Genomic DNA, 23,715 nt, shown 5'->3' with positions numbered 1-23,715 from the left:
GTGACGGCGTTGACGGTTAGGTGAAGGAGAAGGGGGCCGAGGGGTGAGCGGAAACACGGGCGGAGCGCCCACGGATCGGTACGTGGACACCACGTTCTACACCAAGTTCAATCTCAACGATCTCGACGGACTGAAGAAGATGCTGGACGGCGCCAGCGTTCAGACGGTCCGGGACGTGGCGAACAACTGGCAGGGCCTGCACGACGACTTGGTCGGTGCGGACGGCCAGGGCGGAATCCAGAAGCGGTTCACCGACGCGGTGAACAAGGTGATGCAGTCCTGGCACGGCGAAGCGGCCAACCGCTTCCAGAAGAAGGCCCAGGACATCGTCGACAACTTCCAGAACGGCGCGCCGTTCGCCGTCCAGACGGCGAAGGTCATGGGCGCGACGGCCGACGACCTCCAGAAGGCCATCGACAAGGTCGTTCCGGTCGACGACGGTTGGAACTTCAGCGATGACCTCTGGGGCGAGATGCCCTGGTCCGACCAGATCGACGACGACGATCTGAACAACGCGCTGAAGTCGGGCGCCAGCACCAGCGGCATCCTCGACGCGAACAAGGACAACCTGTCGGGCCACCAGAAGAAGCGCCTTGAGGCCGCGGTGGCGATGGAGACCCTGGGGACTTCTTATCGGGCGCGGGCCACGGGGTTGCAGAAGCCGGGGTCGGGGCCGATTGGGCGTTACGACGACAAGAACACCGATCACCACGACCAGAAGGATCTGGGCGGTATGCCCATGCCCATGCCCACGGGCGGTGGGCTGGGTGGCGGTGGAGGCGGCGGTGGTGGCGGCCTCAAGATCCCCACGCGGGGCATGAAGTCCGCCCCCAAAATGCCCGAGACGCCCAAGATGCCGGATCAGCAGGGCATTAGCGGCGGGCTGGGCTCGATGAAGCCCCACACGCCTGATGTGAAGACTGGTCTGGACGGCCTCGGCGGCACCGGCGTCAAAATCCCCAACACAGGTGGACCGGGCCCGGGCATGGGCGGTGGCCCTGGCGGTGGAAACATCCACGTGCCCGGTGGCGGTGGCCCCGGTGGTGGCATGCCGGGTATTCCCGGCGGCGGTATGCCCGGTGGTGTTCCTCGCGGCCTGCAAGGCGTGAAGGGTGGACCCGGTGGCCCGGGTGGCATAAAGGGTGGACCTGGTGGCCCGGGTGGCGTGAAGAGCGGACCCGGTGGCACGGGCGGTGTGAAGGGCGGCCCCGGCAGCACCGGGACACCGGGAGCCACCGGAGCTCGCGCCGGTCGCCCGGGCATGCCGGGAGGCATGGGCGGCGCGCACGCCGGAGGTGCCGGAAAGGGTGCGGGCGGACGCGGCGGAGGCGCGGCTGGCGGCGCCGGCGGCGCTATGGCGCGGCAGAAGGGCGGGATCGTCGGCTCGACCGGCGGCAAGGCCAGCGGTGGTGGAGCCCAGGGAGGTTCGGGTCTGCACCGTAGCCGCGGTGGCGCCGCGGCCGGTACCAACTCCGGCAGCGGTGGACGCCGTCCGACGGGCATGATGGGCGGCGCCCATGGTGCCCACGGCGGCAAGGGGAAGGGCGAGGGCCAGAACGGGAACCGCCCCGACTACCTTGTGGAGGACGAGGAGACCTGGACGCCGGAGCGTAATGTGGCTCCCCGGGTCATCGAGTAGGAACGGCCGGGCAAGCAATCGGCAGACATGCTTGGGGCCCGCAGCTCTCGGGCTGCGGGCCCCAGTTCTGTGAGGAAGGTGTAATGGCATGAGCTTCACGCGGACGCTGCGTGCGGTGGGCGGCGCGGTAGTGGCGGGAGCGCTGCTCTTCGGCACCGCGCCGGTTGCTTCGGCAGACCAGATGAGAAACGACCAGTGGCCGCTACAAAAGTTTGACGCTGGGTCGATCTGGAACATTTCAACGGGTAAAGGCGTTACCGTCGCTGTTCTTGATAGCCCAGTGGACGGAAGCCACGCAGACCTCACGGGTAATGTCCTCCCGGGAAAGAACCTCATCACAGGTAGTGGTTCTGCGGACCATGGAACCGGTGACGAAGCAGACCACGGCACAGCGATGGCATCGATCATCGCTGGCCATGGACACGGAGCGGGTGGAGCTGACGGGGTAAAGGGGCTCGCCCCTGATGCAAAGATCTTGCCCGTTGCCGTGCCTGACGGTAGTACAGGGCCATTTGGCTTCGGCCCGGCGCTGAGGTATGCCGTTGACCAAGGCGCCAAGGTAGTCAACATGTCGTTTGGCAACGGTGAATCGAGTGTTTCTCCAGAAGAGCAACAGGCCGTTGACTATGCACGTAAGCACGATGTGCTTCTAGTCGCTGCTGCGGGTAACGAAGGTGTCAGTACTCCCGCAATCCCGGCGGCGGTACCAGGCGTTCTCGCGGTGGGAGCAGTCGACGAGCATGGAGATATCTGGAAGAAGTCGAACTTCGGGCCACACGTCAAGCTGACTGCTCCGGGCGTGAATATCAGGTCCGCAGGTTCCGTCGTTGATGTCAATGGCAAGTACCGGTCGGCCAACGGCACCTCCGACGCCACCGCCTACGTCTCCGGCGCTGCGGCCCTTCTCCGCTCCAAGTTCCCTGACCTGACTGCTGGTCAGATCGCTAACCGCCTCATCAAGACGGCCAGCCTCCCGGCCGACCAGCAAGGCATCGCGCTGCCGGACCAGCACTACGGCTACGGCTCGATCAACCCGCTCAGCGCCCTGACCAAGGACGTTCCCGCCGGTTCCAAGGACGGCCCGTTCCCCGCGCTGAGCGGTGGCTCGTCTGGTCCGTCTTCCGACCCCAGCAGCGCAGCCGGCGACACTGGCGGCGGCGTCAAGATCGCGAGCCACAAGGGTCTGAGCGCCCCCTTCCTCATTCTCGTTGGCGTGGTCGTGCTCGTCCTCCTGGTCATCGTCCTCGTGGTGGTGATGGTGGCCAAGAAGAACCGTCGCAACGGTCCGCCTCCCGGTGGCCCGGGCGGCTTCGGCGGTCCTGGTGGGCCCGGCGGCTACATGCCGAACCAGCAGATGCCGTACCAGCAGCAGCCCGGTGCGCCCGGCTCCTACCCGCAGGGCCCGCCCACGCAGCCTCCCGGCCAGTAGGTCTCCGAGGTAGCGCAAGCGAGAAATAGCGAAAACGGATTGGGGTCCGCAGCCCGAAGGCTGCGGACCCCAATCCATTTGAGAGAACGGCGCGGTCGAAGGGGGCGAAGCGCCGCAGCTTTCCTCAAGTCGTCTGAGCTATGGCGAAGTTGACGAACTCAGCCCAGGTGGCGGGACGCACGGCCAGCGCCGACCGCGTCACGTCCTTCGAGTCGCGAATGTGCACGGTGGCGGCACCAGACGCGATCTCGATGCATTCGCCGCCCGAACCGGTGCTGTAGCTGCTCTTGAACCAGGCCAACTCGGGCACGGTCTGTGCAGTCTCTTCGATGGTCATGCTTCTCCCAGCAACTTCTCGATAAAAGCTAGCGATTCGCGGGGCGGGAGCGCCTGCGCCCGGAGGATTCCGTACTGCTCCTCAAGCTCCCGAACCATCTTCCGGTCCGTGTGCAGGCGGCTGTCCTTGTACCCCTCCACGTAGGCGATCCTCCGCCCTTCGTGCGTTTCGATCAAGGTGAAGGGGCCTTCCAGTCCAGCGTGCTCCTCCCGCTCGATCGGCATCACCTGGATCTCGACATTGCGGCGCTGGCTGTACAGCAGGATCTGTTCCAACTGCCCCCTCATGACCGCTTTACCGCCCAGAGGGCGGCGGAGCACTGCCTCCTCGATGACGAAGCTGATCGTGGGCAGCGGTGGGCTACAGGCGAAGATCTTCTGGCGGTCGAGCCGTCCCCTGATGCGCTGTTCGACGGTCTCTTCGTCGAGCAGAGGGCGCCACATGTTGAATACCGCCCTCGCGTACTCCTCCGTCTGCAACAGCCCCGGCACTGCCTTCGTCGCGTACACATGGAGCCCAACCGCCTTGGCCTCCAACCGCGCCGCATCCCGGAAGAACGCCGGGTAGCGGGCCCGTGCCACCTCCTCCTTCATTTCGACGAGGACACCGCGGGCGTCCAGTACCTCGTCCGCCTCGTCGATGAACTCGGGGGGTGGGATGCGCCGCCCCTGTTCGTAAGAGGCGATGGTGGAGGGGGAGTAGCCCATCCGCGCGCCGAATTCGGCGCGCTCCATGCCCGCCCATTCCCGTAGGCGCTTGAGTTGGCGTCCGAACACCCGCAGGATGCCGGACTCGGGCTCGTGCTCCGCCTGTTCTTCGTCGTCCGGCTGCTGGCCGCCGTTGTCCATGTCCGTCGCCTTCCCGGGGCTGACTCCCGCCGCGTACCCGCGCCTCGCGGTGCGTACAACGCACCGTGGTCAGCGCATTACTCCTCGTCAAAGGTAGGTCCGTGGCGGGAGGGTTGGGTCCATGAACAGCACAGTCCGCTCTTCCGGGGTATCTTCCCGAATCCGCGAAACCCACGCCGGGGTGGGGGAGTTCGCGATGCGCTTCACCTCCACGCCGCGCGGCGCCCGGCTGGCCCGTCGTCTGGCGTCGCACCGTCTCGACGAGTGGGGGTATCCCTACGACGGTGAGGTCAACGAGGTGGTGAGCGCCGTCGTCGGGGAACTCGCCGCCAACGCCGTGCTCCACGGCCACGTGCCGGGGAGGGACTTCGCGCTGCGTCTGACGGGTTTCGGCGCGGCGGACCGGCTCGGGTTCCGCGTAGAGGTGTCCGATACGCGGGGTGAGCGGCTGCCCACGGTCACCTGGGGCCGTGGAGCCGGTGCGGCGGCGGATGGCTGTGACGGGCTCGCGGAGGGCGGTCATGGACTGCTGATCGTCGGGCGCCTCGCGGCCGCATGGGGCGTGGTTCCGCGGCCGGGTGGTCCGGGGAAGACCGTGTGGGCGGAGTGCGTCGTTGAGAGGGGCGGGGTGCGGAACTGAAGGGGGTGGTCGAAGTCGGCCTGTTCCGGCTGGAGTTGGCGGAGATGACGGCAGAGCCGCTGCGCCACCGACCCGGGCGGTCGGAGTGCAGCGGCTCTGCGGGAGAAGGGGCAGGGGCTCAGCCGAAGACGTCTTCGACGCTGCCCTTGACCTTTTCCTTGACGGCGTCGGTGGCTCCCTGGTGGCGGGTGGCGGCGCCACCGGTGTGGGCGTCGGCCTGCTTCTGGGCCTCGTTCAGGCCGCGGTCGGTGAGGTCCTTCCGGGCGTGATCGATGTACGTGTTGGGGTTGGTGAGGTCGTCCGCCCCCTCCTTGACGCCCTTGACGTATTCGTCGGCCTTGTCCTTGGCGATGCCGGCGGTCTCGTCCAGCTTGATGCCGTCGCGTTCACCGAAGTGGGTTTCGATGGTTTGCTGGGCGATGTTCTGGCCCATCTCCTTGCCGGCTTCTTTGGCCTTCTCCTTGGCCGCGTCGACGACCTTTTCCTTGACGGTTTCCTTGACCGTTTCCTTGACCTGCTGCTTGGCGTAGTCCGTGACGACCTTGCGGGTCTCCTTGGAGATCGCCTTCTTCGCCAATTTCTTGATGGCGTCCATGGTGGCGTGTTCCATGGCCTTGGTCGCCGCCTGCATGACCTCGTGCTTGATCTTGTCGAGGATCTGGCGAACGATCAGGCGGGTCGCCTGGGTGGCGCCGGCCGCGGCGATTTCGGACGCCCCGAAGGTGAAGGGGGCGGCGGCCTGTGCCGCGATGATTTCGGCGGCCAGCATGACGAGTTGGACGATGACCGCGATCTTGCCGGCGACCACGGCGATGGCCGCCGCGTCGAACGCGACGGCGATGACCTCGGCGGCCTCCGCGGCGTCGCGGAGGTAGTGGTCCCCGGAGCTGCCGCCGGCGCCGCCACCGCCGAATGCGCCCCATTCCTTGGTGAAGCCTTCGACGGCGTCACCGGCGTTGGCGGAGACGACCTGATTGGCCGCCAGCGAGCCCTGCTCTTGCGTCTGGTTTACCGATTCGGCGAAGTTGCGCCAGATCTGGGCGCATTCGTGGAGCTTGTCCTCGTCGGCGCCCGGCCAGTCGTAGCCGAGGAGGTTCAGCACCCAACTGACCTCGCTTGGCAGTGTCAATGCCACGGTGTGTGTCCCCCGCGCGGTGGTAGTCGATTTTTTATTGGGATGGAGAGAGCGGAAGCGGGGGTGCGTCAGATCTGCGGGCGGCCGGCCGCGCTGATGGTGTGGATGCCCTGCTCGTCGGACTCGGTGTACGAACGGGCCATGGTGTCGAGGCCGTGGCCGATGCCTTCGAGGCGCTCACCGAGGGAGTCCATCGATGTGAACATGCCGTCCCGGACGGGGACGTAGATCGTGTCGAAGAGATCGCCGAAGTCGCAATCCTTCCACGGGCTTTCCATGGCCTTGAGGTCGTCCTGGAGTTTCTTCGACGCCTTGCTGAAATCGTTGCCGATCTGGACAAAAGCGTTTCCCTGCGTCCGCAGGACGTCCGGGTCTACGTCAAATTCCTGGCCGGCCATCATCGCCCCCGTCTTTCAGGTGCACTCCGCACCCTGCTCGTCACGCCTAACGGTCTCACATTAGGCGGTCTGTGTGGAGGCATGTCAAGGTGCCCGATGCGGTCATCGCCGAACCGGGTGAGAGGGGCAACGGTGCCGGGAATTTGGTGAATTGGGCCGTCGGCGGCCTTGTCAGGAACTCGTGGAATCGGTGAGTTTTGGGGTGAAGAGGTGGTGAGCGTGGTGAAGGCGTGAGGGTGCGGTGGACGTGTGGTGCACCTGCGTCCGGATATACCGTCCAAGATGGGCGGTGGTGGCGTCAACGGCGTGCGCGTCAAAGTGGCGACAAGGGGCCGAGTGCCCGTCCCGTAGCATTTCCGCTCATGGACATACCCGACGCGACCGATAGTGATCAGCCCGATCGGCGCGATGAGCCCCTCCCGGAGAGCGAGGGTGAGGTCGAGGGTGAGGGCGAGTACGGGGTCCACCATGGACTGACGCCTCGTCAAGCACGCGTCATACGGGTCACGTTGGCCTCGGTGATGATGGCCGCGATGGCGGTGTTGCTCGTGTTGCGGTTGGCGTCCCGCGGGTCGGTGTTGGTCGTCGGGGTGTACGGGGCGGCGCTCGTGCTCTGCGGGGTCGTCATCGAACTCGCGCGTAACGGGCGGACGCGGTTGGGTAGTTGGCTGCTGGGCATCGGGCTGGCCGCGGCGTTGGCGGCGGACTGGTTGCTGTTGCCCTGAGGGGCTGGCGCCTGGGGTACGGATGCGGGCGGGGAGAGTTGCCCTTGAATGTCCGGGCTCGCAGGGGGCGGAACCGCGGACGGCTGCGGTGGTGTCATCCCCTCCTGATACAAGTGAGATCGGTGTGTCGAGATCCGAGGAGTTGCCGTGTGGTTCGGTAAGCGTCAGAAGGTGCAGGGGTTCGGAGCCGTGGTGCTTGCCATGTCCTTCGCGCTGGCGGGGTGCGGGACGAGTTCGAAGCAGAGCGCCGAGAGCGTCCTGCCGTCGGCCGGCAGCATGCCGACGGAGCTCAAGACCGTGACCAACAAGCCGTCCAGCACGCTGCCTCCCAAGAAGTGCAGATCCACCGCGGACAAGCCCTCGGGCTGGTGTGTGAGCGCTGTGGCTGAGAGCCATGTCGCGTACGGGAACGGCGACCGGAGCAAGCGGGCCGTCTTCGACGCGGTTGCGTACCACAACGACACCGCGGCCAAGAAGGCCTTCCGGAAATGGAAGGCCTCCATCGAGAGCCACTCGTCCAAGTACCGGATCCTGAACGGCGAGAAGTTCGGGACCGAGAGCGTGGCGTTCGTGGGCACCACGGGGACGAGCCGGGACGACCAGGGGGTCGTTCTCCTTGCAGGCTCCTTCGTCGGCACGGTGGACTACCGCGGGAGCGGCAAGCAGGACGCCGTCGACGCCACGTTGGGCACGATGTCGAAGACCTTCGCCGAGCGGATGCAGAAGGAGAGCTAGTCCTCTTCCCTCATAGGGCGTCCAGCCCTCTTCCGGCGGGGGTTGCCTCGGGCCGCATCGGCCAAAGGCAACCCCTGTCGGCTCAGGGCGATCAGAACAACCCGTGCCACATCTGCTCGGTCACCAGGGACCACCAGTTGTCGGGGTTGTCCAGGGCCCAGGAGTCCAGGGATACGAGGCGTTCCTGGAAGGTGGCGAGGGCGGCACCCGAGGCGTAGGGGTCGAGGGGCGGGAGCTGTTGGCGGGTGGCGACGAGGAGGGCGAGAGAGCGGAGGTAGGCGGCGAGGGAGCGGTTGACGAAGCGGGCGCCGCCGGTGCCGGGTTGGATCGCCCAGACGGTGCCGAGCTGGCTCGGGTCGTTCTCCGGGGCGGTGCACTGGACGGCGAGGGTGTAGAGGCCGTCGGTGCCGAGCCGGACGTATCCGCTGAGGATGTCGAGGGTTTCCGGTCGGGCGTCGGCGCCGGATTCCCGGAGGTGGGTGGCGACGTCGGCGAACAGGCCGCCGACCGGCGGGGTTTCGGGGGTGTCGGCGGTGAAGAAGTAGGGGACGTGGGCGGGAAGGCCGGCCTCGGTGAGGGTGGTCCGGGTGTCCTCGGGGAGCGCGGTGGCGGCCAGCGCCTCGGCGTCGGGGCGGCGGAGGCCGTCGGGGCCGAAGACCTCGGCCAGGTGGGCGCCGAGGTCCGCGGGGGACAGCGGCGGCGCCGGGGCGACGGCCTGCGGGACGGGCGCGCGGTGCGGCGCGGGCGGGGCCGGGCGGCCGGCGAGCTGGTGCATGGTCTGGATGTGCCCGAGCAGGTCGGCGATGCCCGCGGCGCGCTCCTCGGGGCGCATGCCGTACTCCGCGGTGCAGGAGAACGCGGCGTTGGGGAAGGCCCGTAGGACGAAGTCGCCGGTGTAACCGCCGGGCAGCATCGTCGGGCGCAGGTCGGTGTGGACCGCGCGGACCGAGGCCCCGTCGACGCCCAACCGCCGCAGCTCGTCGTGGAGTTGGTACTCGGCGGGCGGCAGACCGGGCCGGGAGACCTTGGCGAGGCTGCTCTCCTCGCCGGTGGACGGGGCGACGTAGGTCGCCACGGCGGTGTTGCCGGGCCCGGTGACCGGCGGCTGGGCGGCGGCGTCGGCCGGTGCCTGGGTGTTCACGAGGGGTCTCCTTCGGGGCCGTGGGTGCTGCCGGTGGCAGCGGCGGCGTCGGGGGACGCGGTGGGTTGGGCGGGAATGGGGTGAGCCTCGGTGGTCCCGGTGGTTCCTGCGGCCTCTGTGGCCTCTGTTGAGGGGGCGGCGGGGGCCGGGGCGAGGAACTGGCGAGCCGTCACGCCGCGGGCCGTGGCCGCGAGCAGGATGCCCTCGGGCGAGAGGTCGGCGTCCTGGAACGGGGAGTCGGAGAGCAGCGCGGTGACCACCTCTCCGCTGTCCCTGGACCACACCCGCAGGTAGTCGGCGCCGCGGCTGAGGCCGTACGGGGCCGCCGCCCGCTGTTCCTCCGACGGGCCCAACACCTGGGCGGGGTCGGCCTCGACGTACCCGGGGCGGAGCAGATCGTGGAGGAGGAGGGCGACGGGGGCGGAGGCGTCTGGTGCGTCCGAAGTGTCCGGGGCGTCCGGTGCATCCGCTGGGGTCGGCAGCGGGCGGGAGCCCGGCGTACCGGCGGGGACGATCAGTGCGGCGACGGGACGAAGGGCGTTCGGCCGGGCCTCGTCGGGCGGCGTCGTCGGCCCCTGGGGCGGGAGGTAGCCGGTCGTCACCGAGCCGACGCCCCGCAGCGGCAGGCTCCACAGGGTGCGCCACGGCAGGGCCAGGTCCAGCCCGTGCAACGCCTCCGCGTACGCCGGCAGGTCGTCCTCGACGAACGCGGTCTCCAGCAGCGCGGCCCGCATCTCGGCCGGGGCCTCGGAGCGGGTGAACAGCGGCGCGGTGCGCAGGTACGTACGGGCCGGCGCGCCCAGTTGGTCGAGCGGCACGGCCTGAATGGCGGTGCGCAGCACCACCGGGTCGGCGTACGTGAACAGGCCGGGGTCGGTGAGGAGTTGGGGGAGCAGGCCGGCGTCGAGGGTGTGCGCGGCCAGGTGGTCGCGGACGTAGGGGTCGGCCCGGGACCAGTCCTGCTGGGGGACCGCCTCCAGCAGCGCCATGGCGATCTTGGTCTGGGCGTCCCGGGGATCGGGGATGCCGGAGCGGATCTCGGCGGCGAGGGCCGGGTGCGTCAGGCGGATCAGCGTGCGGGTCGGGGCGGCGTCCGCGCCTTCCTCAGGCTCCTCCTGGCCGTCACGACCGGCGTCCGCTTCCGCCTGCGCCGGGCGTTCCACCGGCTCCACGAACGGGGCGGCGAGCAGCATCCCCTCGGCGAGGACCTGGCCCATGTCGCGCCCCGCGACGGCGTTCGCCAGCGGGTGCCACAGGTGGACCGGGAGCCCGTCGCCCTCGGCGAACGCGAGCGGGGCCAGCAGCTGCCGGAGCGTTGGCCCGTCGGAGCCCAGCCGGCGGGCGTGCAGATCGAGCACCTCGCCGACGCTGCCGGGCAGTTGGGCCTCGTCGGCCGGGTCGAAACCCGCGGAGTGGGTGAACAGCGACCGCGTGGCCAGATCGAGGGTGAGCCGACTGCCGTTCGCCCGTTGGGCCAGTGCTCCGGCCAGCGCCCTACGGGCGGCCGGGTCGGTGGTGAACGGCAGGTCGGGGGCGCCCGCCTCCGGCGTGAGCGCGGTCTCGGCGTGCAGGACCAGGCCCTCGGGGTCGGCCCACTCGGGCTCGTCGAGGTCGATCACCTGCACCTGGCCGGGCGGCAGCGCACCGGCCAGCTCGGCGGCGAGTTCGCGGGGGGCGTCGGTGAGCAGGTGGACCGTCGGGGTCGCGGCGAGCGGGGCGAGGACCTCGCGCACCAGGCGCGTCGGCTCGTCGGCGGCGCGCACCGGGCCGGCGAGGTCCGCGTCCGGTACGACGACCGTCAACGGCTCCTCGCGGGCGGCGAGTTCGGAGAAGACGTCCGCCGCGCTCCCGACCGCCAGGTCGAGGTGGTCGGCGAGGAGCCACAGCGTCTGCGCGGCCGTGCGGCCCCGCGGGTCGGGCACCGCCGGGGCCGGGAGGTCCGGGGGGACCGTCGCCGGGTCCATGTCGTCCAGCGGGAGCTGCTTGCGGTATTCCGGGTCGCACATCATCAGGAAGCCCGCGAGGACACGGGAACGCCCGCTGCCCGGGCTCCCGGTGAGCACGACGACGCGCGGGGCGCCCGGCCACCGCATGCGCCAGGCGGCGAGCGCGCGGAGGACCGCGGTGCGGCCGCCGATGAACGGGTGGGGCGCGTAGTGGTCCGTCTTGCCGGCAGCTTCGGCCGAGGAGCTCATGACTGTCTCGTCCCCCATTGATCCCGCCTTCCACTTTCGTGGATCCGTGCGTGTACTGGCTAGATCCTATGATCCGGGTCGGGTGGACGGGACGGCCGAGGGGTGGCTGTGCCGGAACCGGGACAGAATCCGGGCCGGAGGACGGGGCGGAAACCGGTGCGGAGCGGGGTGTTACCGGTGGGGCGGGCGGTGAGCGGGGGGAGTGGAGTCGAGCGGGGAGGAGAGCGGTACCCGCCCTAACCGCCTTACGTCTCTTGATCCCTTTAGATCGCCCTTACGCCCTCTTGGTTCCCCTATTCCCGATTTGTAAATTCCGGGCGGCGGCGTGGGTTTGCGCGCCGGGGAGATTGTCGACGCGCTATTCGGGACGTGATCCCCCGGCGGGGATGTGACGTCCGCGAGTGGCGCCGGATGCCGAACACCGAACATCGGACGCCGAACATCGGACGTTGAACGTCGCATGCCGAACCGGGCGCGAAATCCGGATGATTGCGGACAGGGTGATGGTTGGTCGGGGGTGGAAAACCCGCCGCCCCCACCGCGTCGGTCGCCTCGCGCGCCGGCCCGATGGGGGCGGATCGTCCTGGTCGTCCCGCGGGCCTCAGCGGTGGCCGCGGCCGGGGGCGCCCCGGCGCGGGCCGGTGACGAGGTTCAGGCTCGGGCCGTCGCGCTCGGCGCGCTCGCGGTCCTCCTCCTCTTCCTGCTTCTTCTGCCACTCGACGAACTTGGCGTGGGACGCCTCCCGCTCCTCCGCCGTCTGGTTCTCGGCCGCCCGCCGGATCTGGCCCATCCGGTCGCCCAGCGCGTCCATGTAACCGGGCGTCTCGATGGCCTCCTTCATGCCCATCCGGCCCGAGAGCACCTCCTTGGCCATCTCCTGGAGCTTGCCACCCACATTGGGGTTCTCCGCGAGCACCTTCAGCGCCTTCCGCAGCCGGTGCGCCTGCTCCTGGTCATGGGCGACGTCCATCAGATCCTCGTCCTGGATCTGCCGCTCATTGCTCATCACTGCCCCCTTGTACGTGGTGGCACAGCAACCGCGCGTGCTGTACCGGCGTCCCGAGTGTAATGACGGACGTGAACGGGTCGTCAAGGCAGGGTTGTCGCTATTGCCGCATATTGCTCCGGGGCCGCTTCGCGCGCGCTCGGAATCCGTTCCGCGCGGGGCTTCGGGAGTATTGCGGGTGTGCTAGGACTGAGGCGATGTTCAGCAGGTCGCTGTCATTCAATTCGGGGAGAAATGATGTCCGATGAAGTCCGGCTCAGTACCGAGGCGTTGCACAAGCTCGGTACGACCTTTGAGATCCGCGCGGAAGAACTGAGCCGGCAACTGGACGCATTCAGACGGCGGGCGGACGCGGAGGCGCTCCGCGACGGATTCGGCAGCGACGAGGAGGCCCGGCCCCACCGCGAGCTGTTCGAGGAGGCCGAGCGCGCGCTGGCACAGCTCCAGCAGCGGCTGGCCGAGGTCGGCGCCGACATCAAGGAGACCGCCGCCAACGCGCAGGCGGCCGAGGACGGGCTGGCCGAGATGATGCGGAGCGTCAAGTGACCGCATCACGACGCAATCCCCACGCATTGCACGAGGCGGCGGCCGGCTGGCGGGACATGGGCAAGCACCTGGACGGGCTGGTCCGCGACCTCGACCGGCACGTGGGCACCGCCGCGGCGGCCGACTGGCACGGCCCGGCCGGTGAGGCGTTCGCCGCCGAGTGGCACCAGTTGAAGCGGTCCGTCGACGACTCGCTGCCCGCCTTCGAACTGGCCGCGGCCGACCTGGACAGCGCGGCAGCCCCCCACCACACCGACGGCGCCGACGACAGCCACGACACCGCCTCCACGGGCGCCGCGCAACAGGGCGGCGGCCAGTCGTCCGGCCCCCAAGTCGCCTACGGCTTCATGGCGTTGGGCCAGCTCGCCAACGGGCTCGGCGGCGCGCTCGGCAAGCGCGGCCGGGGCGGCGGCGGGGGCGGTCAGAGCCAGGCGCCGCAGCTCCGGCACCAGTGGGAGTCGTCCTCCGCCGCCCACGGGCCCGACCCGTTCGGGACGCCCAGGGACGGCGATGCCGCGACGCGCGGCGGCGAGGGCCTGGCCAAGGGCGTACGGACGAACCCGGCCGAGGCGCAGCGCGAGGCGGAGCAGCAGGAGGCGAAGGCCGCCGCGCAGCAGCAGAAGGCCGGGGAGAAGACGGGGGAGAAGCCGGCGGAGGGGAAGCGGGCCCCGGCCACCGACGAGGCCGGCGGGCAGAGCGCCGCCGAGCCCGCCGACAAGGCGAACGACAAGACCCCCGGCCCCGACGTCACCCAACACGGCGCCTTCGGCTGACCCGTAGGCCGCCTCGAAGCCGCACCGCACGCGAACGCACCACAACACACCGGTGGGGCGCCCCTCCCAAGAGGGGCGCCCCACCGCCGTCCTACGGGCCACCGGTCACCGACGACCGGCTACCGGCCCCCGGTCACTGCCCGCGCAACGGCAGGAAGCCCGTCTGGACGAGCTGCGCACCGCGCTTGCGGGTGATGAACATGCCTCGTCCCGGCGTCAGTTGCTGACCCTTGATGTTGCCCATCAGCGGGCCCTCGGCCGGGTCGGCGGACAGGATCAGGCCCTGCGCGCCGAGCTCCTTGGAGCGCTGCATGACCGGCTCGAACGAGGACCTGCCGGCACCCGAGGAGCTGCGCGCCAGGATCAGGCGCAGACCCAGGTCACGGGCGAACGGCAGGTACTCCAGCAGCGGTTGCAGCGGGTTGCCGCTGCTGGTCGCCACCAGGTCGTAGTCGTCGACGATCACGAACGCGTCCGGCAGGTCGTACCAGCTACGGTTGCGAAGCTGTTCGGGCGTGACGTCCGGACCCGGCATGCGCCGGCCCAGCGAACCGGCCAGCCCGGAGATGACCTCCTGCAACTGCGGCCCTGCGGCACAGTACTTGTACACGTGCGAGTCGGGGAGCTCGCCGAGCAGCGCGCGCCGGTAGTCGGAGACCACCAGCAGCGCCTTGTCGGTCGCGTACCGCTCCGCGATCTGCTTGGTCAGCATGCGCAGCAGCGAGGACTTGCCGGACTCGCTCTCGCCGTAGATGACCAGCAGCGGGTCGGTCTCGAAGTCGATGAACGCCGGGGACAGCGTGGTCTCGTCGACGCCGATCGCGATGCCGTGCTCCGGGTAGTCGCCGCCCCGGGGCAGGTCGGAGGCGTGCAGCATGGTCGGCAGCATCCGCACCTTGGGGGCGGGCTCGCCCTGCCAGTGCTCGTTGACCGTCTGCACCAGGTTGGCGACGCCGTCGCTCAGGGTCTCCGGGTCGCTCATGCCGTCCAGGCGCGGCAGCGCCGCCAGGAAGTCCAGCTTGTCCGGGGAGAGACCGCGACCCGGCTTGCCCATCGGGATGTTCTCCGCGCGCTTGCGGTCGAACTCCGACTCCATCGGGTCACCCAGGCGCAGCTCGACGCGGTTGAGGAGCTGGTCGCGCAGGGCCGGGCGGACCTCGGTGTAGCGGGAGGCCCCGATGATCAGGTGGACACCGAAGCCGAGACCCCGGCCGGCGATGTCCAGGATCACCGGGTCGAGCTGCTCGTAGTCGGTCTTGAACGTGCCCCAGCCATCGATGATGAGGAAGACGTCGCCCCACTTCTGGTCGGGGAAGGCGCCCGCGGCCCGCCGCTGGCGGTAGGTCGCGATGGAGTCGATGTTGTTGGAGCGGAAGAACTCCTCGCGCTCGTTGAGGATGCCGGTGACCTCGGCGACCGTACGGCGGACCTTCTCCGCGTCCAGTCGTGAGGCGACCCCGCCGACGTGCGCCAGGCCCTCCATGCTCAGCATGCCGCCGCCGCCGAAGTCCAGGCAGTAGAACTGCACTTCGGCCGGGGTGTGGGTGAGCGCGAACGCGGCGATCGCGGACCGGATCAGGGTCGACTTGCCGGACTGCGGACCACCGACGACCAGGCCGTGACCGGCACCGGCGGAGAAGTCCAGGTACATCACGTCACGCCGCTGCTCGAACGGCTTGTCCACCAGCGCGACCGGCACCACCAGCTTGCCCAGCGCGGTGTACTCCGGTGCGTGCACGCCCCGTTCGGGGGTGACCGCCAACGCCGGCAGCAACTGGTTGACCGTGGGCGGCTCCTCCAGCGGCGGCAGCCACACCTGGTGGGCCGGCGGGCCCTGGCCCTGCATCCGCTGGACCATGACGTCCAGGACGGTGTCGGCCAGCGCGTCGTCGATCTCGTTGGGGTCCGGCTCGATCGGGGTCGGGTCCTCGATGATCTGCTCGATGACCGGGGCCGCGGTGAACGGCACCGGCAGCCGGTTCGACCCGCCACCGCCACCGCCGGCGCGCCCGCCGCCGTTCGGCCCCCGGTACGTGCCGGAGACGTAGGCGGCCTTGAACTGGACCATCGTCTCGGTGTCGTACTTCAGGATGCCGGAGCCGGGGACGTTCGGCAGGTGGTAGGCGTCGGGCACACCGATCGCGGTGCGCGACTCGGCGGCCGAGAAGGTGCGCAGACCCAGGCGGTAGGAGAGGAAGGTGTCCAGACCGCGCAGCTTGCCCTCTTCCAGACGCTGCGAGGCGAGCAGCATGTGCACACCCATGGACCGGCCGATGCGGCCGATCTGGATGAACATCTCGATGAAGTCGGGCTTGGCGGCGAGCAGCTCGGAGAACTCGTCGATGATCATCACCAGCGACGGCAGCGGGTCCAGCGGAGCGCCGGCGGCCCGCGCCTTCTCGTAGTCGGTGATGTTGGCGTAGTTGCCCGCCGAGCGCAGCAGCTCCTGGCGGCGCTGGAGTTCACCGGTGATCGAGTCGCGCATGCGGTCGATCAGGGTGACGTCCTCACCGAGGTTGGTGATGACCGCCGCGACGTGCGGCATCTCCGACATGCCGGTGAAGGTGGCGCCACCCTTGAAGTCGGCGAGGATGAAGTTGAGGGTCTCCGAGGAGTGCGTGACCGCGAGCGCGAGCACCAGGGTGCGCAGCACCTCGGACTTACCGGAACCGGTCGCACCGACGCACAGGCCGTGCGGGCCCATGCCCTGCTGCGAGGCTTCCTTGATGTCCAGCATCACCGGCTGGCCGTCGCGGTCGACACCGATCGGCACCCGCAGCCGCTCGGCCAGCGTCCGGGGACGCCAGGTGCGCGAGACGTCCAGGGTGCCGGCGTCGCCGATGTTGAGCAGGTCGGTGAAGTCCAGCGCGGACAGCAGCGGTTCCTCGCCGTCCGCCCCCGCGCCGGCCCGCAAGGGGGCCAACTGGCGGGCCAGCGCCTCCGCTTCGGAGATCGACAGGGTGTCGCACACGCCGTGGTAGACCGCACCGCTCGCGGACTCCAGCACCAGCTTCCCCGGCCACACCTGCACGGCCAGGCCGCCGCGGATCTCGTCGAGGTCGCCCGGCACGATCTCCAGGATGGTGACGCCCTGGAGGCCCTCGGCCCCGGCGATCACCGAGTCCATCGGGACGTCGCCGCCGTCCAGCACGACGATGACGTGCGGGGTGTCGGTCACCGGCTGGCCCTGCGGGTTGAACCGCCCGCGGCCCTCCAACTCGTCCGCCAGCAACTCCTCGATCTCACCGAGGTCCGAGACGACCAGCCGGCGGGTGCCGGCGCCGTCGGTGGTCTTGTCCTGGACCTGCGGCAGCCACTTCGTCCACTCCCACTCGGCCTGCGCACCCGGCGCGGCCACCACGGCCACCACCAGGTCCTCGGGCGAGTGCAGGGTGCACAACTGGGCGATGAGGGCGCGGGAGGCGCCGTAGACAGTGTCCGGTTCACCTGAGACGGTCAGGTGGTAGAAGGCGCGCAGCGACACCGCCAACGGGAGGTTCTCCAGGTGGCCGTGCTTGTCGAGGAACTCCTTCATCGCGTGCGCGGTCAGCGGCTCCAGCTCGTCGACCGGCGCGGTCTCCGGCGCGCGCAGCGGCGTGCCGAGCTGCTGCGGCCCCAATCCCAGGCGCACTTGGGCGAAGTCCGGGTCGTTCACCCGGCGTTCCCACACCCGCTTGCCCTCGGCGACCACGGACCACAACTGGCTCGGGTCGGGATGGGTGAAGAGCTGCGCGTCCCGCTGCCTGCGCGCGGTGCGCCGCACCTCTTTCCGCTTCTGCGCAAGGTACTTGAGGTAGTCCTGGCGCTCCTGCACCATCTGTCCGGAAGGCCCCTGGCGGGACTTGACGATCTGCATGATCGCCATCGACAGCGTGGCAGCAACCATGAAGCCGCCCATGATCTTCATGAACGGCTGGTTCCCCATGAACAAGAAGCCGGCCGAAGACGCCATGCCCATCATGGGCATGAAGGTCATCAGCAGGCTTTCGGGTTCTCCCTGCCGGGGGAGTTCCGGCGGTGCCTCAAGTACCACCTCCTCCGAGGGGACTTCGGGTGGCAGCGCGCGGGGCGGGCGCTTGACGATGACAACGCTCACCGAGGCATCAGTCCTTCATGCATCTCGCAGTCTCGGACCGCCCCCGTTGGATTCGACGGTCCCCCGAGCCAAGTCCTTGGCCCGACGCAGGCGTTGATCCTACTGTTAGGCGTCAAGTCAAGGGGTGGGTGGGGCAAGGCCCCGATCGGACGGTACGCTGACGCCCCGCGAGCGCGCCACAGCCCCGTACGGATGGCCCTATATATAGGGCGCGCGACGCGACAAAACGCCCAACGGATAGGGGGAACCGCCAGGTGAGCACGAGCACTGGCACCGGCTTCTGCCGGGTCACTGTCGCCGCGCCGGACGCACGGATCGACGTGGCGCTGCCGGAGGACGTGGCACTCGTCGATATCTACCCGGAGATCCTGCGACTCTCCGGGCAGTCCCAGACCGAGGGCGCCCCGACCGGGTACCACCTCGTACGGCGCGACGGCACCGTCCTCGACGCCGGGCAGTCGCTCGCGCAGCAGCAGATCCTCGACGGTGACCTGCTGCTGCTGAAGCCGTTCGCGGAGTCGCTCCCGCTGCCCGTCTTCGACGACGTCTCGGACGCCATCGCCTCCGCGGTCAAGCAGAACCGCAGCCGCTGGAGCGACGACCTGATGCGGGTCGTCGGCCTCAGCGCCGGCGTGCTGCTGCTGGTGATGATGGCGTTCGCGCTGTGGTTCTCGAATCCGGTCAACCGCGACATGCACCGGCTGCCCGGCATCATCGCCGGCGTGGTCGGCGTCGTCCTGGTCGCCCTGTCCGGCGTCCGCGCCCGGGTCTACGACGACCACGCCTCCTCGATCGCGCTGGGGTTGGCGTCGCTGCCGCACCTGCTCATCGCGGGCTCCGGCATCTTCCCCGTCGACGCGGGCGGCGGTCCCGGCCGGCTCCACCTGCTCGTCGGCTGCGTGACCGTACTGATCGCCTCCGTGCTCCTGGTGGTCATGCTGCCGCGCGGTGACGCTCCCTTCGTCGCGGCCGCGTTCCTCTCCGCCATCGGCACCCTCTCGGTCTTCGCCGCGATCCTCACCGACGCCGCCCCGATCGAGGTCGCCGCGGTCACCGCCGTGGTCTCCATCGCCCTGGTGGCCTGGCTGCCCAGCCTCTCCGCGCGCTTCGCCCGGCTCCCGATCGGCTACCAGTCGCCCGACCAGATCGCCAAGGGCGCCCTGGAGAGCGGCTCCGAGGCCGAGTCCGTCGACTTCGTGAAGATCGGCAACCAGGCCAAGCGCGGCCACGAGCTGCTGCTGGGCCTGGTCGCCGGCTGCTCCGCCCTGGTCGTCGGCTCCGCCGGCGTCGTCCTCGGCTTCTCGGACAACGTCTGGGCCCAGGTCATGGCGCTCGCCGCGGGCATCACGATCATGCTGCGCGCCCGGCTCTTCGACTACACCGCGCAGGTCGCCTGCCTGACCATCGCCGGCATCCTCACCATCGTGCTGCTCGTCCTGGGCATCGCACTGCACCCGCCGACGGACATCTTCGTCACCCTGGAGCGCTTCCAGGACTCCGGCCCGCTGAACGTCCGCACCGTCTGGTTCTCCAGCAGCATCGCGGTGGGCGCGGCCATCCTCGTCGGCGTCGGGCTGATCGTCCCGAAGAAGGGCGTCACCCCCTTCTGGGGCCGGATCTTCGACATCTTCGACGGCCTGGTCCTGCTGTCCTTGGTGCCGCTGTGCCTGGCGGTGCTGAACGTCTACAACACCGTCCGCGGCCTGACCGGCAACTAGCCGCGGCACCGGACCTCACGGCGGCCCCTCGACCACCCGGTCGGGGGGCCGCCGCCAACTGGTACGCTGTGTGACGGTCCACTGGAGTAATCGAAGATTCCCTGTGTAGTAAATCCAGGGGCGCTCGTGGACCAGAACCCCAAGGAGTACGGATGTCGCTCGACGTCGCCACGAAGAAGCAGATCATGGCCGAGTTCGCCACCAAGGAGGGTGACACCGGCTCCCCCGAGGTCCAGGTCGCGCTGCTCTCCCGCCGCATCTCGGACCTGACCGAGCACCTCAAGACCCACAAGCACGACCACCACTCCCGCCGTGGTCTGCTGCTGCTCGTCGGCCAGCGCCGCCGCCTGCTGCAGTACCTGGCGAAGAAGGACATCACGCGCTTCCGTGCGCTGGTCGAGCGCCTGGGCATCCGCCGCGGCGCGGCGGGCGCCAAGTAAGACGCCGTAGAGGGAGCGGTTCCCGCCGGGGGCCGCTCCCTTTGCCGTACGCACCGGACACCCGTACCACCGCATGGTGGACGGATGCTTTGTAGTCTGGTGCCATATCGCAAAAGCGAACGCGGTAGAGCGCCCTTAAACCGCCGGTCCTCGGTAGTGGCCCCCGGACCGCCCGTGGTCACCCCATGCGGCAGCACCCCGGGTGCTTCGATCGAAGACCGGCCCGCACCGGCGCTCCACCGAAGACGGTCCCCTGCCACACGGGCAGCGGACGCAGACGAGGAGATATTCCTGGTGGAGAACGAGACCCACTACGCCGAGGCCGTTATCGACAACGGTTCGTTCGGCACCCGCACCATCCGCTTCGAGACGGGCCGCCTGGCCAAGCAGGCCGCCGGCTCCGCCGTCGCGTACCTGGACGACGACACCATGGTGCTGTCGGCCACCACCGCCTCCAAGCAGCCGAAGGACCAGCTGGACTTCTTCCCGCTGACCGTCGACGTCGAGGAGCGGATGTACGCAGCCGGGAAGATCCCCGGCTCCTTCTTCCGCCGTGAGGGCCGCCCCTCCGAGGACGCCATCCTCACCTGCCGCCTCATCGACCGGCCGCTGCGCCCCTCCTTCAAGAAGGGCCTGCGCAACGAGATCCAGATCGTCGAGACGGTCATGGCGCTCAACCCCGACCACCTCTACGACGTGGTCGCCATCAACGCCGCCTCCTGCTCCACGCAGCTCGCCGGCCTGCCCTTCTCCGGCCCCGTCGGCGGCACCCGCGTCGCCCTGATCAACGGCCAGTGGGTGGCGTTCCCGACCCACACCGAGCTGGAGGACGCGGTCTTCGACATGGTCGTGGCCGGCCGGGTGCTGCCCGACGGCGACGTCGCGATCATGATGGTCGAGGCCGAGGCCACCGAGAAGACCATCGAGCTGGTCAAGGGCGGCGCCGAGGCCCCGACCGAAGAGGTCGTCGCGGCCGGCCTGGAGGCCGCCAAGCCGTTCATCAAGGTCCTGTGCAAGGCCCAGTCGGACCTGGCCGCCAAGGCCGCCAAGCCGGTCGGCGAGTTCCCGATCTTCCTCGACTTCCAGGCCGACGTCCTGGAGGCGCTCACCAAGGCCGTCAAGGGTGAGCTCGCCCAGGCGCTCACCATCGCCGGCAAGCAGGAGCGCGAGGCCGAGCTCGACCGCGTCAAGGCGCTCGCCGCCGAGAAGCTCCTCCCGGACTTCGAGGGCCGCGAGAAGGAGATCTCCGCCGCGTACCGCGCGCTGACCAAGTCCCTGGTCCGCGAGCGCGTCATCAAGGAGAAGAAGCGCATCGACGGCCGCGGCGTCACGGACATCCGTACGCTCGCCGCCGAGGTCGAGGCGATCCCGCGGGTGCACGGCTCCGCGCTGTTCGAGCGTGGCGAGACCCAGATCCTGGGCGTCACCACCCTCAACATGCTCCGCATGGAGCAGCAGTTGGACACCCTCTCCCCGGTGACCCGCAAGCGCTACATGCACAACTACAACTTCCCGCCGTTCTCCGTCGGTGAGACCGGCCGCGTGGGCTCCCCCAAGCGCCGCGAGATCGGCCACGGCGCGCTCGCCGAGCGCGCCATCGCGCCGGTGCTGCCGACGCGCGAGGAGTTCCCCTACGCGATCCGCCAGGTCTCCGAGGCGCTGGGCTCCAACGGCTCGACGTCCATGGGCTCGGTCTGCGCCTCGACGATGTCGCTGCTGAACGCCGGTGTGCCGCTCAAGGCCCCGGTCGCCGGCATCGCCATGGGCCTGATCTCCCAGGAGATCGACGGCCAGACCCACTACGTCGCCCTCACCGACATCCTCGGTGCGGAGGACGCCTTCGGTGACATGGACTTCAAGGTCGCCGGCACCAAGCAGTTCGTGACCGCGCTCCAGCTCGACACCAAGCTCGACGGCATCCCCGCCTCGGTCCTGGCCGCCGCGCTGAAGCAGGCCCGCGACGCCCGCCTGCACATCCTCGACGTGATGAACGAGGCCATCGACGTCCCGGACGAGATGTCGCCGAACGCGCCGCGGATCATCACCGTCAAGATCCCGGTGGACAAGATCGGTGAGGTCATCGGCCCCAAGGGCAAGATGATCAACCAGATCCAGGAGGACACCGGCGCCGACATCACGATCGAGGACGACGGCACCATCTACATCGGTGCCGCCGACGGCCCGGCCGCCGAGGCCGCCCGCGCCACGATCAACGGCATCGCCAACCCGACCATGCCGGAGGTCGGCGAGCGCTACCTGGGCACCGTCGTCAAGACGACCACCTTCGGTGCGTTCGTGTCCCTGCTCCCGGGCAAGGACGGCCTGCTGCACATCTCGCAGATCCGCAAGCTGGCCGGCGGCAAGCGCGTCGAGAACGTCGAGGACGTGCTCGGCGTGGGCGCCAAGGTCCAGGTCGAGATCGCCGAGATCGACCAGCGCGGCAAGCTCTCCCTGATCCCCGTGATCGAGGACGAGGACGCCGCCGAGGACGACACGAAGGACGACGCCGCCAAGTGACGTCCCGCACGCACGCGACGACGGCCCGCACCTCCTCGGAGGGGCGGGCCGTCGCCCGTACCCAAACGCTTCTGAAGGGCACCGCGGGGGCCGGCACGGTCCGCCGCACCACCCTCCCCGGCGGCCTGCGCGTCGTCACCGAGACGCTGCCCACCGTCCGCTCGGTCACCTTCGGGATCTGGGCGCACGTCGGCTCCCGCGACGAGACGCCGTCCCTGAACGGCGCCACCCACTACCTGGAGCACCTGCTCTTCAAGGGCACCGAGCGCCGCTCCGCCCTGGACATCTCGGCCGCCGTCGACGCGGTCGGCGGCGAGATGAACGCCTTCACGGCGAAGGAGTACACCTGCTACTACGCGCGGGTGCTCGACACCGATCTGCCGCTCGCCATCGACGTGGTGTGCGACATGCTCACCGGCTCGCTGATCGAGACCGGGGACGTGGACGCCGAGCGCGGGGTGATCCTCGAAGAGATCGCGATGACCGAGGACGACCCGGGCGACTGCGTGCACGACCTGTTCGCGCACACCATGCTCGGCGACACCCCGCTGGGCCGCCCGGTCCTGGGCACCGTCGACACCGTCAACGCGCTCACCGCCGACCGCATCCGCCGCTTCTACAAGAAGCACTACGACCCCACGCACCTGGTCGTCACCGCCGCCGGCAACGTCGACCACGCCAAGGTCGTCCGGCTGGTGCGCCGCGCCTTCGAGCGGGCCGGCGCGCTGGGCCGCCCGGAGGCCACCCCGCTCTCCCCGCGCGGCGGCGACCGCGCCCTGCGCACCGCCGGCCGGGTCGAACTGCTCAACCGCCGGACCGAGCAGGCCCACGTGGTCCTGGGCATGCCCGGCATGTCCCGCAACGACGACCGGCGTTGGGCGATGGGCGTGCTGAACACCGCCCTGGGCGGCGGGATGAGCTCCCGCCTCTTCCAGGAGGTCCGCGAGAAGCGCGGCCTGGCCTACAGCGTGTACTCCTTCACCTCGGGCTTCGCCGACTGCGGCCTGTTCGGCGTCTACGCCGGCTGCCGGCCCAACCAGGTGCACGACGTGCTCAAGATCTGCCGCGACGAGCTCGACACGGTGGCGTCCGAGGGCCTCACCGATGACGAGATCCGGCGCGCGATCGGCCAGTTGCGCGGTTCCACGGTCCTCGGCCTGGAGGACACCGGCGCCCTGATGCACCGGCTCGGCAAGAGCGAACTGTGCTGGGGCGAGCACATGTCGGTCGACGAGGTGCTGGCCCGGATATCGGCGGTGACCCCGGACGAGGTCCGCGCGGTGGCTCGTGATGTCCTGGGCGCACGCCCCTCGCTGTCCGTCATCGGTCCGCTGAAGGACCGGCAGGCGGCCCGCCTGGACGACGCCGTCGCCTAGGCGGCGGGCAGCCCCACCCCA

At 69.6% G+C, this 23,715-nt stretch carries 19 protein-coding genes; 11 read left to right on the top strand and 8 right to left on the bottom strand.

All coding sequences use genetic code 11. From position 1 onward, the window contains the following. Positions 1-82: 82 nt before the first annotated feature. A complete protein-coding gene (locus PV796_RS11890; RefSeq protein WP_274912921.1) occupies positions 83-1,639 on the top strand; it encodes a hypothetical protein in 1,557 nt (518 codons plus the stop codon). A gap of 88 nt (positions 1,640-1,727) precedes the next feature. Next, positions 1,728-3,068, top strand: coding sequence for a S8 family peptidase (locus tag PV796_RS11885; protein ID WP_274912920.1), 1,341 nt, complete (start codon positions 1,728-1,730; stop codon positions 3,066-3,068). A gap of 124 nt (positions 3,069-3,192) precedes the next feature. Here PV796_RS11885 and PV796_RS11880 read toward each other — a convergent pair whose 3' ends face one another. After that, positions 3,193-3,405, bottom strand: a complete 213-nt coding sequence (locus PV796_RS11880; protein ID WP_274912919.1) for a DUF397 domain-containing protein — start codon at positions 3,403-3,405, stop codon at positions 3,193-3,195. Continuing rightward, positions 3,402-4,253, bottom strand: a complete 852-nt coding sequence (locus PV796_RS11875) for a helix-turn-helix domain-containing protein (RefSeq protein WP_274912918.1) — start codon at positions 4,251-4,253, stop codon at positions 3,402-3,404. The genes PV796_RS11880 and PV796_RS11875 overlap by 4 nt, the downstream gene beginning before the upstream one ends. Before the next feature lie 121 nt (positions 4,254-4,374). On the opposite strand from PV796_RS11875, the gene PV796_RS11870 reads away from it, so the two are divergent. After that, a complete protein-coding gene (locus PV796_RS11870) occupies positions 4,375-4,893 on the top strand; it encodes an ATP-binding protein (RefSeq protein ID WP_274912917.1) in 519 nt (172 codons plus the stop codon). Positions 4,894-5,011: 118 nt separating this feature from the next. On the opposite strand, the gene PV796_RS11865 is transcribed toward PV796_RS11870, so the two are convergent. Continuing rightward, positions 5,012-6,028, bottom strand: a complete 1,017-nt coding sequence (locus tag PV796_RS11865; RefSeq protein ID WP_274912916.1) for a WXG100-like domain-containing protein — start codon at positions 6,026-6,028, stop codon at positions 5,012-5,014. A 68-nt stretch (positions 6,029-6,096) separates the two neighbouring features. Beyond that, complete coding sequence (locus PV796_RS11860) at positions 6,097-6,429, bottom strand: WXG100 family type VII secretion target (protein WP_274912915.1); 333 nt, start codon at positions 6,427-6,429, stop codon at positions 6,097-6,099. Positions 6,430-6,788: 359 nt separating this feature from the next. On the opposite strand from PV796_RS11860, the gene PV796_RS11855 reads away from it, so the two are divergent. Both PV796_RS11855 and PV796_RS11850 read left to right on the top strand, forming a co-directional pair. After that, a complete protein-coding gene (locus tag PV796_RS11855) occupies positions 6,789-7,151 on the top strand; it encodes a hypothetical protein (RefSeq protein ID WP_274912914.1) in 363 nt (120 codons plus the stop codon). Positions 7,152-7,298: 147 nt separating this feature from the next. Then, positions 7,299-7,886, top strand: a complete 588-nt coding sequence (locus PV796_RS11850) for a hypothetical protein (RefSeq protein WP_274912913.1) — start codon at positions 7,299-7,301, stop codon at positions 7,884-7,886. 91 nt (positions 7,887-7,977) lie between these two features. On the opposite strand, the gene PV796_RS11845 is transcribed toward PV796_RS11850, so the two are convergent. The 3 genes from PV796_RS11845 to PV796_RS11835 form a co-directional block, all read right to left on the bottom strand. Then, on the bottom strand, positions 7,978-9,027 hold the full coding sequence (locus tag PV796_RS11845; protein WP_274912912.1) for an SUKH-4 family immunity protein: 1,050 nt from the start codon (positions 9,025-9,027) through the stop codon (positions 7,978-7,980). Further along, positions 9,024-11,240 (bottom strand): ATP-binding protein, encoded by a 2,217-nt coding sequence (locus PV796_RS11840; RefSeq protein ID WP_274912911.1) that lies wholly within the window; start codon positions 11,238-11,240, stop codon positions 9,024-9,026. Before PV796_RS11840 ends, PV796_RS11845 begins: the two co-directional genes overlap by 4 nt. 583 nt (positions 11,241-11,823) lie before the next feature. Continuing rightward, positions 11,824-12,228: a hypothetical protein gene (locus PV796_RS11835; protein WP_274912910.1), complete on the bottom strand. Its 405-nt coding sequence runs from the start codon at positions 12,226-12,228 to the stop codon at positions 11,824-11,826. 237 nt (positions 12,229-12,465) lie between these two features. Between PV796_RS11835 and PV796_RS11830 the strand changes: the two genes are divergently transcribed. Continuing rightward, the gene (locus PV796_RS11830; RefSeq protein ID WP_274912909.1) at positions 12,466-12,774 is read left to right on the top strand and encodes a hypothetical protein; all 309 of its coding nucleotides are present in this window, start codon (positions 12,466-12,468) and stop codon (positions 12,772-12,774) included. Further along, a complete protein-coding gene (locus PV796_RS11825; RefSeq protein WP_274912908.1) occupies positions 12,771-13,547 on the top strand; it encodes a WXG100 family type VII secretion target in 777 nt (258 codons plus the stop codon). The genes PV796_RS11830 and PV796_RS11825 overlap by 4 nt, the downstream gene beginning before the upstream one ends. 133 nt (positions 13,548-13,680) lie before the next feature. Here the strand turns inward: PV796_RS11825 and eccCa are convergent, their stop codons facing one another. Continuing rightward, positions 13,681-17,643, bottom strand: a complete 3,963-nt coding sequence (eccCa, locus tag PV796_RS11820; protein ID WP_274912907.1) for a type VII secretion protein EccCa — start codon at positions 17,641-17,643, stop codon at positions 13,681-13,683. Positions 17,644-17,897: 254 nt separating this feature from the next. Between eccCa and eccD the strand changes: the two genes are divergently transcribed. The 4 genes from eccD to PV796_RS11800 all read left to right on the top strand — a co-directional run bounded on the left by eccD (position 17,898) and on the right by PV796_RS11800 (position 23,694). Beyond that, entirely contained in the window at positions 17,898-19,361 is a 1,464-nt protein-coding gene (gene eccD, locus PV796_RS11815) for a type VII secretion integral membrane protein EccD (protein WP_274912906.1), read from the top strand. A 152-nt stretch (positions 19,362-19,513) separates the two neighbouring features. Continuing rightward, positions 19,514-19,801, top strand: coding sequence for a 30S ribosomal protein S15 (gene rpsO, locus PV796_RS11810; protein WP_274912905.1), 288 nt, complete (start codon positions 19,514-19,516; stop codon positions 19,799-19,801). A gap of 294 nt (positions 19,802-20,095) precedes the next feature. Next, positions 20,096-22,318 carry a polyribonucleotide nucleotidyltransferase gene (locus PV796_RS11805; protein WP_274912904.1) on the top strand — a complete coding sequence of 741 codons (2,223 nt, stop codon included), beginning with the start codon at positions 20,096-20,098 and terminating at the stop codon, positions 22,316-22,318. Next, positions 22,315-23,694 carry a M16 family metallopeptidase gene (locus PV796_RS11800; protein ID WP_274912903.1) on the top strand — a complete coding sequence of 460 codons (1,380 nt, stop codon included), beginning with the start codon at positions 22,315-22,317 and terminating at the stop codon, positions 23,692-23,694. Before PV796_RS11805 ends, PV796_RS11800 begins: the two co-directional genes overlap by 4 nt. The last annotated feature ends 21 nt before the right edge of the window (positions 23,695-23,715 follow it).

The sequence above is a fragment of the Streptomyces sp. WZ-12 genome, from assembly GCF_028898845.1.
GTDB lineage: Bacteria > Actinomycetota > Actinomycetes > Streptomycetales > Streptomycetaceae > Streptomyces.
This window is presented reverse-complemented; position numbering and strand designations above follow the sequence as displayed.

Coding starts and splice junctions, on each gene's coding strand:
- PV796_RS11880 (WP_274912919.1), bottom strand. CDS start 3,405: ATGACCATCGAAGAGACTGCACAGACCGTGCCCGAGTTGGCCTGGTTC.
- PV796_RS11875 (WP_274912918.1), bottom strand. CDS start 4,253: ATGGACAACGGCGGCCAGCAGCCGGACGACGAAGAACAGGCGGAGCAC.
- rpsO (WP_274912905.1), top strand. CDS start 19,514: ATGTCGCTCGACGTCGCCACGAAGAAGCAGATCATGGCCGAGTTCGCC.
- PV796_RS11870 (WP_274912917.1), top strand. CDS start 4,375: ATGAACAGCACAGTCCGCTCTTCCGGGGTATCTTCCCGAATCCGCGAA.
- PV796_RS11830 (WP_274912909.1), top strand. CDS start 12,466: ATGTCCGATGAAGTCCGGCTCAGTACCGAGGCGTTGCACAAGCTCGGT.
- PV796_RS11840 (WP_274912911.1), bottom strand. CDS start 11,240: ATGGGGGACGAGACAGTCATGAGCTCCTCGGCCGAAGCTGCCGGCAAG.
- PV796_RS11885 (WP_274912920.1), top strand. CDS start 1,728: ATGAGCTTCACGCGGACGCTGCGTGCGGTGGGCGGCGCGGTAGTGGCG.
- PV796_RS11860 (WP_274912915.1), bottom strand. CDS start 6,429: ATGATGGCCGGCCAGGAATTTGACGTAGACCCGGACGTCCTGCGGACG.
- PV796_RS11835 (WP_274912910.1), bottom strand. CDS start 12,228: ATGAGCAATGAGCGGCAGATCCAGGACGAGGATCTGATGGACGTCGCC.
- PV796_RS11855 (WP_274912914.1), top strand. CDS start 6,789: ATGGACATACCCGACGCGACCGATAGTGATCAGCCCGATCGGCGCGAT.